Annotated in this window: 11 protein-coding genes and 1 pseudogene; 6 read left to right on the top strand and 6 right to left on the bottom strand. The window is 68.9% G+C overall.

Annotated features, from left to right (window positions below):
* The first annotated feature begins 110 nt into the window (after nucleotides 1-110).
* On the top strand, nucleotides 111-482 hold the full coding sequence (locus WS91_RS11415) for a COG4315 family predicted lipoprotein (RefSeq protein ID WP_038747721.1): 372 nt from the start codon (nucleotides 111-113) through the stop codon (nucleotides 480-482).
* Here WS91_RS11415 and WS91_RS35790 read toward each other — a convergent pair.
* The 4 genes and pseudogenes from WS91_RS35790 to WS91_RS11390 all read right to left on the bottom strand — a co-directional run bounded on the left by WS91_RS35790 (nucleotide 451) and on the right by WS91_RS11390 (nucleotide 5,277).
* The gene (locus WS91_RS35790; protein WP_059670299.1) at nucleotides 451-666 is read right to left on the bottom strand and encodes a hypothetical protein; all 216 of its coding nucleotides are present in this window, start codon (nucleotides 664-666) and stop codon (nucleotides 451-453) included. The two genes, WS91_RS11415 and WS91_RS35790, sit on opposite strands and share 32 nt — an antisense overlap.
* Nucleotides 667-1,166: 500 nt before the next feature.
* A pseudogene (locus tag WS91_RS37290) lies at nucleotides 1,167-1,529 on the bottom strand (murein hydrolase activator EnvC family protein); the annotation flags it as partial.
* A 636-nt stretch (nucleotides 1,530-2,165) separates the two neighbouring features.
* On the bottom strand, nucleotides 2,166-3,683 hold the full coding sequence (locus WS91_RS11395; RefSeq protein ID WP_038747714.1) for a CoA-acylating methylmalonate-semialdehyde dehydrogenase: 1,518 nt from the start codon (nucleotides 3,681-3,683) through the stop codon (nucleotides 2,166-2,168).
* 190 nt (nucleotides 3,684-3,873) lie between these two features.
* The gene (locus WS91_RS11390) at nucleotides 3,874-5,277 is read right to left on the bottom strand and encodes an aspartate aminotransferase family protein (RefSeq protein WP_059578510.1); all 1,404 of its coding nucleotides are present in this window, start codon (nucleotides 5,275-5,277) and stop codon (nucleotides 3,874-3,876) included.
* 58 nt (nucleotides 5,278-5,335) lie between these two features.
* Here WS91_RS11390 and WS91_RS11385 point away from each other — a divergent pair, with 58 nt between their 5' ends.
* Together WS91_RS11385 and WS91_RS11380 are read left to right on the top strand one after the other, a co-directional pair.
* Nucleotides 5,336-6,286, top strand: a complete 951-nt coding sequence (locus WS91_RS11385; protein ID WP_059578515.1) for a LysR family transcriptional regulator — start codon at nucleotides 5,336-5,338, stop codon at nucleotides 6,284-6,286.
* Between the two features lie 540 nt (nucleotides 6,287-6,826).
* Nucleotides 6,827-7,321, top strand: coding sequence for a 2,4'-dihydroxyacetophenone dioxygenase family protein (locus WS91_RS11380; RefSeq protein WP_059578520.1), 495 nt, complete (start codon nucleotides 6,827-6,829; stop codon nucleotides 7,319-7,321).
* Between the two features lie 157 nt (nucleotides 7,322-7,478).
* Here the strand turns inward: WS91_RS11380 and WS91_RS11375 are convergent, their stop codons facing one another.
* On the bottom strand, nucleotides 7,479-7,808 hold the full coding sequence (locus WS91_RS11375) for a hypothetical protein (protein ID WP_038747703.1): 330 nt from the start codon (nucleotides 7,806-7,808) through the stop codon (nucleotides 7,479-7,481).
* 885 nt (nucleotides 7,809-8,693) lie between these two features.
* Here WS91_RS11375 and WS91_RS11370 point away from each other — a divergent pair.
* Both WS91_RS11370 and WS91_RS11365 read left to right on the top strand, forming a co-directional pair.
* Nucleotides 8,694-10,748, top strand: a complete 2,055-nt coding sequence (locus WS91_RS11370) for a methyl-accepting chemotaxis protein (protein WP_059670297.1) — start codon at nucleotides 8,694-8,696, stop codon at nucleotides 10,746-10,748.
* Between the two features lie 161 nt (nucleotides 10,749-10,909).
* Nucleotides 10,910-12,883, top strand: coding sequence for an APC family permease (locus tag WS91_RS11365; protein ID WP_038747700.1), 1,974 nt, complete (start codon nucleotides 10,910-10,912; stop codon nucleotides 12,881-12,883).
* A gap of 33 nt (nucleotides 12,884-12,916) precedes the next feature.
* Here the strand turns inward: WS91_RS11365 and WS91_RS11360 are convergent, their stop codons facing one another.
* Complete coding sequence (locus WS91_RS11360) at nucleotides 12,917-14,578, bottom strand: acyl-CoA synthetase (RefSeq protein WP_038747697.1); 1,662 nt, start codon at nucleotides 14,576-14,578, stop codon at nucleotides 12,917-12,919.
* A 154-nt stretch (nucleotides 14,579-14,732) separates the two neighbouring features.
* Here WS91_RS11360 and WS91_RS11355 point away from each other — a divergent pair, with 154 nt between their 5' ends.
* On the top strand, nucleotides 14,733-15,518 hold the full coding sequence (locus tag WS91_RS11355; RefSeq protein ID WP_059578531.1) for a Crp/Fnr family transcriptional regulator: 786 nt from the start codon (nucleotides 14,733-14,735) through the stop codon (nucleotides 15,516-15,518).
* The last annotated feature ends 61 nt before the right edge of the window (nucleotides 15,519-15,579 follow it).

Raw genomic sequence — 15,579 nt, 5'->3', positions numbered from 1 at the left:
TGCGAAACGGATGCGACACCGCAGCGGTGCGAGAACAACGCCACGGCGCTCGCATCAATCGCTCACGTCGTTCGAATGGCCCCCGCGCCCGCCGGAACAAGGAGACACACATGAGAACCGCTTTTGTCGCATGCGCGCTCGCGCTCGGATTCGCTTCGAGCGCCGCGCTCGCCGATGCGCCCGCGATGCCGAGCGGCGGCATGCTGGTCGCCGCCAACGGCATGACGCTCTACACGTTCGACAAGGACACCCCGAACTCGGGCAAGAGCATGTGCAGCGGCCCATGCTCGGCGAACTGGCCGCCGTACAAGGCGAGCGCGACCGATCAGCCGACGGGCGGCTACACGATCATCAAGCGCGACGACGGCACGCTGCAATGGGCCTACCAGGGCAAGCCGCTCTATTTCTTCGCAAAGGATGCCGCGAAGGGCGACAAGAAAGGCGACGGCTTCAAGGACGTCTGGCACGCGGTGAAGGAATAGGCGCGCGGGCGGCGCGGCGGGACGTGACGGCGTCTCGCGGCGCTTGGCGCGCGGGCGCGAGCGCGGATACGGGCACGGGCACGGGCACGGGCACGAGCACGAGCACGAGCACGAGCACGAGCACGAGCACGAGCACGAGCACGAGCACGAGCACGAGCATTGCAGCGTGGCGCTTCGCCCGCATCGCGTCAACCGCCGCGACGTCGTTTGCAGCGGCCGCTTGAGCGCGAGCCGATCGAGCGCGGTGCGTACGTTGCGTCAGCGCGCGATGCGCCGACGGATTGCACGATCGGCACGCACTCGCCGCGCGGGCCGCCTACGCATCGCGATCGCAGAGGACGAACTCGTCAGCAAACACCTCGATACTTGCGCGTTCCTGCAACTATTCCGGCCCGCGAAGCCGTGCGCGCGCCTCGCAAACACCGTGCGGCCGAGGCTCGCGGCGCATGCTTCGCGGCGCTCGATTCGCGCGTGCTTCGCGCTTGAGCCGCACTCTTGAGCGACACGAGTGAAGTGCGTCGACACGAGACGACGAACCGCTCGCGTCACGGCTGCCGATGCGCCGGCAGCGCCGGCAGCGATCGCGCCGGCGATCGCAACCGCAACCCGAACATCGCATCGCACGCAAGCGCGCGCATCAGCGTCTGCGCGCCGCCGACGCGGCCCGGCCAGCCCTCCACGCGCTCACGGAGCCGGCAGATACGTCAACGGATTGACCGGCACGCCCTTGCGTCGAATCTCGAAATGCAGCATCACGCGATCCGCGTCGCTGTCGCCCATCTCCGCGATCGTCTGGCCCTTCGCGACCTTGTCGCCCTCCTTGACCATCAGCTTGCGATTGTGCGCGTAGGCGCTGAGATACACGTCGTCGTGCTTGACGATCACGAAGCTGCCGTAGCCGCGCAGGCTGTCGCCCGCATAAGCGACGACGCCGTCCGCCGCGGCCTTCACCGGCTCGCCTGCGGCGCCGCCGATGTTGATGCCGGGATGCTTCGCATCGTCGGGATTCTTCAGGATCGGGCCGCGCACCGGCCACGCGAAACTCGGCGCGGCTGCGTCCGACGCGGCGGACGCAGCGGATTGCCTCGGCTGCTGCGATTGCTGCGACTGCCTTGCGACCGCGCCCTTCGCATCCGCGGCGCCCGCCGCTGGAGTCGAGCCCGGCTGCGTCGCGCAGGCGGCGAGCGCCGCGACGGCGGCGGCGCATGCGGCGCGCAGCGCGAGCGTGACCGTGAAGGACTTGTCCGAAAGATTGGTTGGCTTCGTATACGACATCATCGGCATCGGCTTCTCACTTCTCTGTTGCAATGGATCTGGGCACGTCGCGCGCGTGCCGTGGCCGGCGCGCGACGCCGGGAAGAGATACCACGCACGATCCATTCAATACAATTTCCTTGCATATTCTTACAGCGCCATCCCGATGCGGCGCAGGACCGCCGCGGCCGCCGGCCGTCGCGCGCGGCGCGCCGTGGTCCAACCGGAGACGATGCGTATCGCGCGCGTACGCCGCGCAAGCGGCAAGCCGCACTCCGCACACACGCACACACGCACACACGCACACACGCACACACGCACACACGCAAGCACGAGCACAAAAGAAAAAGCCCGCGTTACGCGGGCTTCGAACAGGCCGTCGACGAAACGCTTCGCCGAACGGCCTGGATGGGCCAACTACAAAGCTGCTCAGCGGCTCGACGGGAAGCTGAACACCGTCCCCTCGCGCACGCCGGCCGACGGCCAGCGCTGCGTGATCGTCTTGCGCTTCGTGTAGAAGCGCACCGCGTCCGGGCCGTACGCGTGCAGATCGCCGAACAGCGAGCGCTTCCAGCCGCCGAACGAGTGATACGCGACGGGCACGGGCAGCGGCACGTTGATGCCGACCATCCCGACCTGGATGTTGTCGCTGAAGAAGCGCGCGGCCTCGCCGTCGCGCGTGAACAGGCACGTGCCGTTGCCGTACTCGTGCGCGTCGACGAGCGCCATCGCTTCGGCCAGCGACGCGACGCGCACGACGCCGAGCACCGGCCCGAAAATCTCATGCTGATAGATCGGCATGCCGGGCTTCACGTGATCGAACAGGCACGGGCCGAGGTAGTAGCCGCCGTCGTGGCCGTCGACCTTCACGCCGCGGCCGTCCACGACGAGCGATGCGCCCGCTTCGACACCGGCTTCGACGAAGCCCGCCACCTTCTCGAAGTGCTGCCGCGTGACGAGCGGCCCCATGTCGACGCCTTCTCCCGTGCCCGGGCCGACCTTCATCTTCGCGATCTCGGCCGCGAGGCCCTCGACCACCTTGTCGCCGGTCTCGTCGCCGATCGCGACGACGAGCGGAATCGCCATGCAACGCTCGCCGCACGAGCCGTACGCGGCGCCCATCAGCGCGTTCACCGCGTTGCCGATGTCGGCGTCCGGCATCACGACCGCGAAGTTCTTCGCGCCGCCCAACGCCTGCACGCGCTTGCCGTGCGCGCAGCCCGTCGTGTAGATGGTTTCGGCGATCGGCGTCGAGCCGACGAAGCTCACCGCCTTCACGCGCGCGTCGGTCAGGATCGTGTCGACGGCTTCCTTGTCGCCGTTCACGACGTTCAGCACGCCCGGCGGCAGGCCCGCCTCGAGCGCGAGCTCGGCCATGCGCAGCGTCGACGACGGCGTGCGCTCCGACGGCTTCAGCACGAACGTGTTGCCGCACGCGACCGCCATCGGCCACATCCACAGCGGCACCATGATCGGGAAGTTGAACGGCGTGATGCCCGCGACGACGCCGAGCGCCTGGAACTCGCTCCACGAATCGATCGCCGGGCCGACGTTCTTGCTGTGCTCGCCCTTGAGCAGCTCCGGCGCGTAGCTCGCGTACTCGACGTTCTCGATGCCGCGCTGAAGCTCGCCCATCGCGTCGGCGAGCACCTTGCCGTGCTCGGCCGTGATCAGCGCGCACAGCTCGTCCGCGTGCGCCTCGAGCAGTGTCTTGAAGCGGCTCATCACGCGCGCGCGCTTGAGCGGCGGCGTGTTGCGCCACGCCGGGTACGCGGCCTGCGCGGCCGCGATCGCCGCCTCGACCGTGGGCTTGTCGGCAAGCCGCACGCTCGTCGTCGATGTGCCCGTCGCCGGATCGAACACCGGCTGGACGCGCTCGCCGCCGTCGACGCGCTTGCCGTCGATCAGATGGCCGAGGGTGGAGGTCACGTTGCTGTCGTGTTTCATCGCGGTGTTTCCTGAATTCGTGTGTTTCGTTCGTGTGTTTCGTCGATGCGGCGAACGCGCGCCGCCGCGCAAGCCGGAGCGCATCGCGCCGCGGCCGAACCGCTTCGGCGGCGAACTGCCGTCGCGCCGCCCCGGCGCGGCGAACGCCGTTTCGGCCGCCGCCCGACGCGCGCGCGGCGGCCCCGCGTCGTCACGCGGTGGCGAGCAGCGCGTCGTTCAGCGCGCCGACAAGGCTGTCGATCTCGTGCCTCTCGGCGATGAACGGCGGCGCGAGCTGGATCGTGTCGCCGCCGTAGCGCACGTAGAAACCGTTCTTCCAGCAATGCATCGCGATCTCGTACGGACGCCGCGCAGGCTCGCCCGGCGCGTGCTCGATCGTCAGGCCCGCGGCGAGCCCGCAGTTGCGGATGTCGGCCACGTGGCGCACGCCCTTCAGGCCATGCACGGCCGCCTCGAAATGCGGCGCGAGCGCGCGCACGCGGCCGATCGCGTCTTCCTTCTCGAGCAGATCGAGCGCCGCGACGCCCGCCGCGCATGCGACGGGATGCGCGGAATACGTGTAGCCGTGCGGAAATTCGAGCATGTAGTCGGGGCCGCCCGCCGCCATGAACGTGTCGTAGATGTCCTGGTTCGCGATCACCGCGCCGAGCGGCTGCGCGCCGTTCGTCACCTGTTTCGCCACGTTCATGATGTCCGGCACGACGCCGAACGCATCGGCGCCCGTCATCGCGCCCGCGCGGCCGAAGCCCGTGATGACTTCGTCGAAGATCAGCAGGATGTCGTGCGCGGTGCAGATCTCGCGCAGCCGCCGCAGATAGCCCTTCGGCGGCACGACGACGCCCGCCGAGCCGGAGAACGGCTCGACGATCACCGCGGCGATGTTCGACGCGTCGTGCAGCGCGATCAGGTCGAGCAGGCGCTCGGCGAGCTCGGCGCCGTGCTCGGGCAGCCCGCGCGAGAACCTGTTTTCCGGCAGTTGCGTGTGCGGCAGGAAGTCCGCATCGAGGCCCTGGCCGAACAGCTTGCGGTTCGGCCCGATCCCGCCGACCGAGATGCCGCCGAAGTTCACGCCGTGATACCCCTTCTCGCGGCCGATCAGGCGCGTCTTCGTGCCTTTGCCCTTCGCGCGCCAGTACGCGCGCGCCATTTTGAGCGACGTGTCGGCCGCCTCCGAGCCCGAGCCCGTGAAGAACACGTAGTCGAGGCCGGCCGGCGTGAGCGCCTTGATCTTGTTCGCGAGCTCGAACGACTGCGGATGACCGAACTGGAACGCGGGCGAGTAGTCGAGCCGCGCGACCTGGCGCGCGACCGCGTCCGAGATCTCGGTGCGGCCGTGGCCGAGCCCGCAGCACCAGAGGCCGGACAGTCCGTCGAAAATCCTGCGGCCGTCGGCTGCCGTGTAGTACGCGCCCTTGCCTTCGACGATGATCCGCGGGTCCTGCTTGAACTGGCGGTTCGCGGTAAACGGCATCCAGTGGGCGTCGAGCCACTGCGCATCGGTGCGCAGCGGCGTGTCGGGGGTCGTGGGTTCGGTCAGAGCGTTCATGTCGGTCGGCAGCGCGGCGCGGCGCGGATGAATGAAGATGTTGCGCATTGTCGAGTCGACGAATAGTCTTTTGAATATCGCAATATCAATGTTTACTTGAGCATTTATGCAAGCAAGAAAACCGAAGAGCCGCGCGCTCCTCGGCCAGCTGACCGACATGGACTTGCGCCTGCTGCGCGTGTTCAGGAGCGTCGTCCAGTGCGGCGGCATGGCGGCGGCCGAGCTGGAGCTGAACATCGGGATCTCGACGATCAGCCGGCACGTGAAGGATCTCGAAACGCGCCTCGGCCTCGTGCTGTGCCGGCGCGGCCGCGCCGGCTTCACGCTGACGCCCGAGGGCCAGACCGTCTACGAGGAAACGCTGCGGCTGCTGGCGTCGGTCGAGGCGTTCAGGAGCCGCGTCGACGGAATTCACGACCGGATGGGCGGCGAGCTGCACATCGCCGTGTTCGACAAGACCGCGACGAACCCGAAGGCGCGGCTCGGCGACGCGATCGGGCGCTTTCACGACGAGGCGCCGGACGTCGCGCTGAACCTGCACGTCGCGTCGATCAACGAGGTCGAGCGCGGGATCATCGACGGCAGCTATCAGGTCGGGATCATCCCCGCGCACCGCAGCTCGGGCAGCCTCGTCTACATGGACTTGTTCGACGAGCGGATGCTGCTGTACTGCGGCGCGAGCCATCCGCTCTTCGACGCGCCGCACGCGAAGCTCACGTGGCGCCAGGTGCGCGGCTACGCGTTCGCCGGCCTCGGCTACCACTCGCCGAACATGGAGCTGAGCCACCGCGCGAAGCTCACGCGCAGCGCGACGGCGTCGGACCAGGAGTCGATCGCGACGCTGATCCTGTCGGGGCGGTATCTCGGCTTCCTGCCCGATCACTATGCGCAGAGCTTCGAGGCGAAGGGGCTGATGCGGCCCGTCGCACCGCAGCGGTTCCATTACTCGTGCCGGTTCGTGAGCCTGCTGCGGCGCTCGCCGCGGCCTTCGCGCGCGGCGCTGCTGTTTCAGGATTGCCTGGAAATCGCGCATGCGGCGGCGCGGGCGAAGGCGTGAGCGCGACGACGATCGAACCGTTGGAGGGTGAGTCCATGGGGCCGCTGATTTCCATGCCGCCGCCGCCCATCGACCCACGCGATGTATTGCCGCCTGTCGAGACGATACGGAACCGTCCACGCCTGCGATATCTCGTTGTATTTCTCCGCGCCGCCGTCGAACGCGAGGCTGCCCGTGTCGACGTCCGTTCGCGTCAGCCTGGCTTTTACCCACTCATGCGAATGAAAAGCGAACGAGCACCGTCGCTACGGCCCGCCGCCGCAGCACATTCAAACCGCAACGACGCGTTGACTGCGTGCCTGACGCCCGCCATTGCCGGTCAATCAAGCTTCAATCGACCCGCGGCCTCAGCCGGGCGCGGTGCGCAACGCCACGCGCCCGCTCGATGACAAGCCGGCGAACGCCGTCGCGGGGAAAGCGCGAAAACCGTTACGGGCATGCGCGGCGCCGCGCCGACGATGCCGACGTCCACCGCCGCCCGCTCTGCGATAATCGCGCTTTCCCGCATACTTCCGCGCCGATGCGGCGCCGCGCCAAGCCATGAATTCACCGTTGCCGACCGCCCCCGCCGCGCCGCTGCCGCCGATCTCGTGCCTGCAGGACGACGAACGTCCGTGGCTGCCGATGGACGCGAGCCTGCCCGGGCTCGCGATCAAGTACCTGCACATCAACGTCGCCGAAGACGAGATGACCGTGCTGCTGAGGATGCCGGTCGGGCTCGCGCTGCCGCGCCATCGACACGACGGCGCGGTGTTCGTCTACACGCTGCAGGGCGAGTGGCGCTATCGCGAATACGACTGGATCGCGCGGCCGGGAAGCACGCTGCTCGAGCCGGCGGGCTCGCACCACACGCCGGAGGCGATCGCATCGGAGACGGGCGCGGTCGTCACGTTCAACGTGATGCGCGGCGATCTCGTGCTGCTCGACGATGCGGGCAACGAGACCGCGCGCGAGAACGGCCGGGTCGGACTGCTGCGCGAACGCAAGTTCGCGCGCGCGAAGCCGGATGTCGCGCCGCCTTTCGTCACGCGCTGAGCGCACACGCCCATCGCGCCCATCGCGCCCATCGCGCGACACCGGCGTGCGGTTGCGGCAGCCGTGCGCTGCGCGTGCGCGACGACGGCCGCCGCATCAAGGCCGCCGCGCACTGCCGGCGGCGAATGCCCGCTCGCGTCGTTCGATCGAGCTCCGCTCACTCCGGATACGAATCGTGAACCTTGAGCTTCGCGAGCTTGAAGATCGTGCGCAGCGTCCGCGGATGGATGTCGCGGCGCGCGGCGAGCGACGACAGGATGAAGTCGAGCACCTTCGCGTGCCTGAGCAGCACGAGGCAGCTTTCGAGATCCGTCTTGTCGGTCGCCTGCATGCGTTCCGCGAGTTGCAGCATCTCGGTGGATAGCTCGCGCGCCATGTCGAGCTCGATCTGCTGCTTTTCGGTCCAGACGGCGGGCTGCGGCTGCTCGAGCAGCTTCGCCAGGAAGGCCTGGAATTGCGCGTCGGACTGGTTCGGGAGCGTGTCCATGTATTGCACCGTGCTGCTTGGGGACGAGCGGATCTTGCGGATGCGCCCGACCAGTTTGCCTGAATCCGCGCCGTTCGGCCGGCGCGGCCCTCGTATTCGATGCGACGCAGAAACCGTGCCAGCGTCGACAACGTCAAGTGCGGCGCACGCGACGGAAGGACGGAGATGAGCCGTCAGGGCCGTCGACAGGCCGTCCGAGGCAGCGTGTCCCATGGTGCCTGCGGCACCCCCGCTCCGCGCCGCGTCGGCCCAAACGCACGGACGGCGTCAAAACGATTCAAAAATGTTACGTAACGCATGGCGTTGAAGCGGGGAAACCACGAGCGAGAATACGCGATACGCCGGCGACCTGTTCAACGCCCCTACGCTTTTCGCGCCCCCTTCTCCGCCACAACGGATACGCGAAATCCGCCGTTCGATCTCTGTGGCGGCTCGCGGCCGACGGCACCGCAATCGGCCGGCAGGCCATTCGCGCAAGATTCCCCCCGATCCCGCCCGATTGCCCTCCGCGATTGCCGGATCGAACCGCGCGGCCCCGCGACAGACCCGCCTCAGCAAAATGGGCTCGATTGTTCCGGCGAAAAGCCAATGGATCATTGAAGTTCGGCCGGAAGTTCGACCTGAAAAAGCGGCTCAGGCCTTCCGTATCGCCGGCTCCCGGTCCGCCCGCGTGTCGCGGTTGCTCATCCCGAGCGCCGCCTGCGCCCCGAGCGCGCCGCTGCCCTGAACCCGCCGCTCGCCGTTGCGTGAAGCCTCGCCGCCCTACCCGGATCAACCCCTTACAAAATCCTAAAGAATCCCCCGCGCCTGCCGACAACCACGCCATCAGAGAGCGGTGACGCGTGCGTTCCGCCAACGTCCCCGCCACCGCACTCGGAGTCATTCATGAACGTGCCATTCTTGCGGCGCGCGAGCGTCGGCGCACGCCTCGCTGCGCTGTCGAGCGCGCTCTTCGCGCTTCTCTTCGCCGCGTTCGTCTGGGCGCTGACCCACGCCGCCGCCGGCCAGATCGCCGGCCAGGTTCACGCGCGCATCGACGAGAAGGATCGCTCGATCGCCGCGATGATCGCGCTCTTCGACGAAGCGCTCACCGCCGAGGCGAGCCGCGCGATGACGCTCCTCGGGAGCTTCTTGCCGCCCGGCTACGCGCTCGATCCCGCGCGGACCGTCGACGTCGCGGGCGTCGCGACGCCCGCGCTCACCGCGGGCGGCCAGACGCTGAACCTCGATTTCTCGATCCCCGACCAGTTCCTGCTGAAGAGCGGCGCGATCGCGACGATCTTCGCGCGAAAGGGCGACGACTTCGTCCGCGTGACGACGTCGCTGAAAAAGCAGGACGGCAGCCGCGCGATCGGCACGCTGCTCGACCGCAAGGGCCCCGCGTACGCGCCGCTCGTCGCCGGCAACACGTATACCGGTCTCGCGACGCTGTTCGGCAAACGTTACATCACCCAATACAAGCCCATCGCGGACGCGAGCGGCGCGATCGTCGGCGCGCTGTTCGTCGGCATCGACGTCGGCGCGGAAATGCGGCTCGTCGAGAACGGCATCCGCCAGTTGAAGATCGGCGAGCACGGCTACTATTTCGTGCTCGACGCATCGAACGGCCCGACGCGCGGCAACCTGATCGTCCATCCGCAGCGCGCGGGCCAGCGCGCCGACGACGCAGCCGCGCCGTACGCGCAGATGCTCGCCGCGAAGGAAGGCCAGTTGTCCTACACGTCGACCGACACGGCCGCGTCCGACAGCGGCCCGCGCGCGAAATTCGTGTCGTTCGTCACAATCCCGCAGTGGCAATGGCTCGTCGGCGGCATCGCGATCGACGACGAAGTGATGGCCGGCATGCGCGCGACCCGCAACCGCTTCGCGGCGATCGGCTGCGCATTCGTGCTCGCGTTCGCGGCGCTCTTCGTCGCGGTCGTCAAGCGCGTCGTCAGCCGGCCGCTCGACGCGGCCGCGCACGCATCCGAGCGCTTCGCGGCGGGCGATCTCAGCGTGCGGATCGCCGCGCGCGGCGTTCACGACGGCGCGGCCGATCCGCACGCGAGCGGGCGCGGCGACGAGATCGGCCGGCTCGTGCGCGCGGTCGACGGCATCGGCGACGGCCTCGCGCGGATCGTCGCGCAGGTGCGCCGAGGCGCGGCCGACATCGCGCACGGCACCGTGACGATCGCGGCGGGCAGCAGCGACATGGCCGCGCGAATCGCGACGCAGGCGAGCAGCGTCGAGCAGACCGCGGCGAGCATGGAGCAGATCACCGCGGCCGTCCAGCAGAACGCCGACCACGCGGCGCAGGCGAACGCGCTCGCGACGGGCGCGTCGTCCGCCGCGACGACGGGCGGCGCGGCCGTGCAGCGCGTCGTCGCGACGATGGGCGACATCCAGGGCGTCGCGCGCAAGATCGCCGAGATCACCGGCGTGATCGAGGCAATCGCGTTCCAGACCAACATCCTCGCGCTGAACGCGGCCGTCGAGGCGGCGCGCGCGGGCGAGCACGGCAAGGGCTTCGCGGTCGTCGCCTCCGAGGTGCGCGCGCTCGCGCAGCGCAGCGCAGCGGCGGCGAAGGAGATCGACGCGCTCGTCGGCGAATCGGCGACGACGGTCGAGCACGGCTTCCGGATCGCCGAGGACGCCCGCGCGGCGATGCAGGACATCGTCGCGCGCGTCGACCAGGTGCGCGCGATCATCGCCGAGATCAGCGCGGCGTCGCGCGAGCAGTCGAGCGGCATCGAGCAGGTGAATCTCGCGGTCACGCAGATCGGCGCGGCGACGCAGCAGAACGCGACGCTGATCGCCGACGCCGAGCGCGCGGCCGCCGCGCTGCGCGACGAGGCCGCGCAGCTCGCGCATGCGGTCAGCGTGTTCAAGCTCGCGGCGGAAGAACGCGCGCATGCGCGAGACGAAACGCGCGCGGCATCGGCCCGCGTCGCCGCGCATTGAGCGCGTACGCCGTTCGTAAGCTTTCGGGCGAATCGTCAGGCATCCGAAAGCTCGCGCATCCGTCTCATGGATAACGCCGACTGACAGACGGCGCGCGGCTCCCTTACCTTGTGCTCGCGGCATGGATGCATGGCCAGATGCGATCGCACCGGAGGGAACCGATGACCTCGCTCGACAAGATGTGGCAATTCCTGTTCGGCAAGCCGCTCGATCCGCTCGACCCGCGCACGCGGCACGCGATCGCGGTCACGCCGATTCTCGCGTGGGTCGGGCTCGGCGCGGACGGCCTGTCGTCGTCGTGCTACGGCCCGGAAGAGGCGTTCCTCGCGCTCGGCCAGCACACGCCGCTCGCGCTCTTTCTCGCGCTCGCGACCGCCGCGACCGTGTTCATCATCGCGCTCGGCTACAACCAGGTGATCGAGCTGTTCCCGACGGGCGGCGGCGGCTACCGCGTGTCGACCGCGCTGCTCGGGCCGAAGCCCGGGCTCGTGTCCGGCGCGGCGCTCCTCGTCGACTACGTGCTGACCGTCGCGACGTCGCTCGCGAGCGGCGTCGACGCGTTCTTCAGCCTGCTGCCCGTCGGCGCGCAGGCGTTCAAGCTCACGACCGAGCTCACGCTGATCGTGCTGATGACGGGCCTGAACTTCCGCGGGATGAAGGAATCGATCATGGTGCTGCTGCCGATTTTCGTCGGCTTCGTCGTGCTGCACTTCGGCCTCATCGTCTACGGCGTCGCGGCGCACGGCAGCAACCTCGCGAACGTCGTGCCCGACGCGTTCGGCGAGGCGCGCGGGATGTCGCACACGCTCGGCCCGCTCGTGATGATCGCGCTGCTGATGCGCGCGTTCTCGCTCGGCGGCGGCACGTACACGGGCCTCGAAGCGGTGTCGAACAACGTCAACATGCTCGCCGAGCCGCGCGTGCCGAGCGGCAAGGTGACGATGTTCTACATGGCGACGTCGCTCGCGTTCACCGCAGGCGGCATCATTCTGCTCTACATGCTGTGGCACGCGAAGCCCGTCGAGGGGCAGACGCTCAACGCGGTCGTGTTCGGCAGCGTGATCGACCACCTCGGGCTCGGCTCGTCGTTCGCGCGCCACGCGCTGCTGGCCGCCGTGCTCGCATTCGAGGCGGGGCTCTTGCTGGTCGGCGCGCAGACGGGCTTTCTCGACGGGCCGGCCGTGCTGTCGAACATGGCCTCCGATTCGTGGGTGCCGCGCCATTTCCGCGATCTGTCGACGCGGCTCGTGCGGCAGAACGGGATCGTCGTGATGGGCGTCGCGAGCTTTCTGATCCTGCTCTGGACGCACGGCAACGTCGACGTGCTCGTCGTGCTGTACAGCATCAACGTGTTCCTGACGTTCAGCATGTCACTGCTCGGCCTCTGCACGTACTGGTGGCGGCGCCGCCGCGACGACGCCGGCTGGCTCAGGCATTTCGCGCTGTCGGCGCTCGGGCTGTCGGTGACGAGCGTCGTGCTCGTGATCACGCTTGTCGAGAAGTTCACGGCGGGCGGCTGGCTGACGGTGCTCGTGACGAGCGCGGTGATCGCCGCGTGCCTGCTGATCCACCGCCACTACTCGGACACGCGCGCGCAGCTCGCGAAAGAAGACGCGCTGTTCGCCGGCGAGCCGCCCGCCGTCGACGAGGGCGCCGCGCCCGGCAAGCCCGATCCGGCGCAGCCGACCGCGGTGCTGCTCGTCGGCAAGCATCGCGGCGCGAGCATGCACGCGCTGCTGTGGGTGAACCGGCTCTTCCCCGGGCACTTCCGCAACGTGATTTTTCTGGCGGTCGGCGAAGTCGACGCGAAGAGCTACGACGGCGAGGAGCATCTGGAACGGCTGCGGCACGCGATCACGTCGTCGCTCGACTACTACGTCGCGCACTGCCGGCGCCACGGGATCGCGGCCGACTACCGGATCGCGTTCGGCACGCATCCGATCGTGGAATTCATGCGCCTCGCCGACGAGACGATGGACGAGTTTCCGAACAGCGTCTGCTTCGCGAGCAAGCTGATCTTCCGGCGCGTGAATTTCCTGACCGCGTGGCTGCACAACCAGACGCCCGTCGAATTGCAGGCGCGGCTGCATCAGCAGGGGCGGCAGATGGTGTTGTTGCCGATGAATGTCGGGTAAGCGGCGCGCCCCGGAGCGTCGCCGCGCCGCGCGTCAGGGCTTCTTGCCGGCGCTCCCCGCCAGATCGATCGCCGAGCTCGAGCCGACCTGCGCGCGCAACTGGAACTTCTGGATCTTCCCGGTCGACGTCTTCGGCAGCTCGCCGAACCGCACCGCCTTCGGGATCTTGAACGCGGCGAGCAGCAGCCGGCAGTGCGCGATGATCTCCTCCTCGGTCGCGCTCATCCCTTCGCGCAGCTCGACGAACGCGCACGGCACCTCGCCCCATTTCGGGTCCGGCAGCGCGACGACCGCCGCGACCGCGACGGCCGGATGCCGGTACAGCGCGTCCTCGACCTCGATGCTCGAGATGTTCTCGCCGCCCGAGATGATGATGTCCTTGCGGCGGTCCCTAATCCGGATGTAGCCGTCGGGCGTGAGCACGCCCAGGTCGCCCGTGTGGAACCAGCCGCCCGCGAACGCCTCGTCGGTCGCATGCGGGTTCTTCAGATAGCCCTTCATGCAGATGTTGCCGCGGAACATGATCTCGCCGAGCGTCTCGCCGTCCGCCGGCACGGGCGCCATCGTGTCGGGATCGAGCACCGTCGCGCCCGCCTGCAGGTGGTAGCGCACGCCCTGCCGCGCGTTCAGCTGCGCGAGCTCCTCGTCGGGCAGCGATTCCCAGTGCGACTGCTTCGCGCAGACCGTCGCCGGGCCGTACACCTCGGTGAGCCCGTAGACGTGCGTGAGATCGAAGCCGATCTCCTTCATCTTCGCGATCACCGCGGGCGCGGGCGCCGCGCCCGCGACGAACGCATGCACCTTGTGCGCGATCCCCTCGCGCCATTGCGCGGGCGCGTTCGCGATCGCGCCCTGCACGATCGGCGCGCCGCTGTAGTGCGTGACGCGCTCGCGCCGGATCAGGTCGAGCACGAGCTTCGCGTCGAACTTGCGCAGGCACACGTTCACGCCCGCGCGCGCCGCGACCGCCCACGGAAAGCACCAGCCGTTGCAGTGGAACATCGGCAGCGTCCACAGGTAGACCGCGTGCTTCGGCATGTCCCATTCGAGGATGTTGCTGATCGCGGCCAGGTACGCGCCTCGGTGGTGATAGACGACGCCCTTCGGATCGCCCGTCGTCCCCGACGTGTAGTTCAGCGCGATCGCCTCCCATTCGTCGGACGGCGGCTTCCATGCGTACGCGGGATCGCCGCCCGCGAGGAACGCCTCGTAGTCGGTCGCGCCACGGAAACGGGCCGGATCGGCGGGCATCGCGTCGGCGACGCTGACGATCGCGAGCCCCGGCACCTCGAGCGCCGCGCGGTGCGCGAACTCCGCGTACTCGGTGTCGACGATCAGCACCTTCGCCTCGCCGTGGCGCAGCATGAACAGCATCGACGGGATATCGAGCCGCGTGTTCAGCGCGTTGAGGACGGCGCCCGCCATCGGCACGCCGAAATGCGCCTCGATCATCTGCGGAATGTTCGGCAGCAGCGCGGCGACCGTGTCGCCCCGCCCGACGCCCGCGCGCTCGAGCGCGCTCGCGAGCCGCCGTGCGCGCGCGTAGGTTTCGCTCCACGTGCGGCGCACGTCGCCGTGCACGACGGCGAGGCGAGCGCCGTACACCTCGGCCGCGCGCGCGATGAAATCGATCGGCGTGAGCGGCACGTAATTGGCGTCGCGCTTGCCGAGTCCCTCCTCGAACCTCTGCGTCATGATGTCGTCTCCTGCAAGGCTCGCGCCTCGATATCGTTGGTTTGTGGTCCAATTGGACAAGCCTACTCGCGGCCATTGTGAGCCGTCTGTCACCCAAGCGACAGACTCCCCGCCGGCGACCGCGCGTATTCCCTATCCTCGCAAACCCTGTGTGATGCAAGACGACGCTCGAGCCGAGGTTCAAGCCGACGCCCAAACGATTCGCCGCGCGCCGCCGCTCGACGCGCCGCCAGCCGATACGGCCGGCGCGACCGGGCCCGGCGATCTTCGCGCGCTCTTCTCCCACTGCGGCTGGTTCAACGCGCTCGCGCCCGAGCACCAGGCGCTCGTCGTCGCGCAGTCGCACGCCGAGCATCACGACGCGGGCGATTGGGTCGCGCGCCGGCAGGCGCCCACCGAATACTGGATCGGCGTGCATCGCGGGCTCGTGAAGCTCGCGATCTACAACGCGTCCGGGCGCGGCTGCACGTTCTCCGGCGTGCCGTCGGGCGGCTGGTTCGGCGAAGGCAGCGTGATCAAGCGCGAGCTGCGCAAGTACGACGTGATCGCGGTCCAGCGCTCGCTCGTGCTGTTCGTGCCGACCGCGACGTTCCATGCGCTCCTCGACAGCAGCCTGCCGTTCACGGGCTTCGTGATCCGCCAGTTGAACAACCGGATGGGCGAGTTCATCGCGTCGATCCAGAACAGCCGGCTGCTCGACGTGAACGCGCGCGTCGCGCAGTCGCTCGCGCAGCTCTTCAATCCCGACTTGTATCCGGACACCGGCGCGACGCTCGCGATCTCGCAGGAGGAACTCGGGATGCTCGTCGGCGTGTCGCGGCAGCGGATCAATCAGGCGCTCCGGCACCTCGAGCGGCTCGGCGCACTGCGTGTCGCGTACAACCAGATCGACGTGCTCGATCTGCCGAGGCTCGCGGCGTTCGGGATGGAGCAGATCTGACGAAGGGCCGCCGCGACGCTCGGGCGGCCTGTGGGCGGCCCGAGGGCGGCTGAGCCGTGCG

It is taken from the genome of Burkholderia sp. MSMB1498 (assembly GCF_001526245.1).
In the GTDB taxonomy this organism is placed as follows: domain Bacteria; phylum Pseudomonadota; class Gammaproteobacteria; order Burkholderiales; family Burkholderiaceae; genus Burkholderia; species Burkholderia savannae.
Note: the sequence above shows the minus strand (reverse complement) of the source record. Positions and strands in the feature narration are given on the sequence as shown.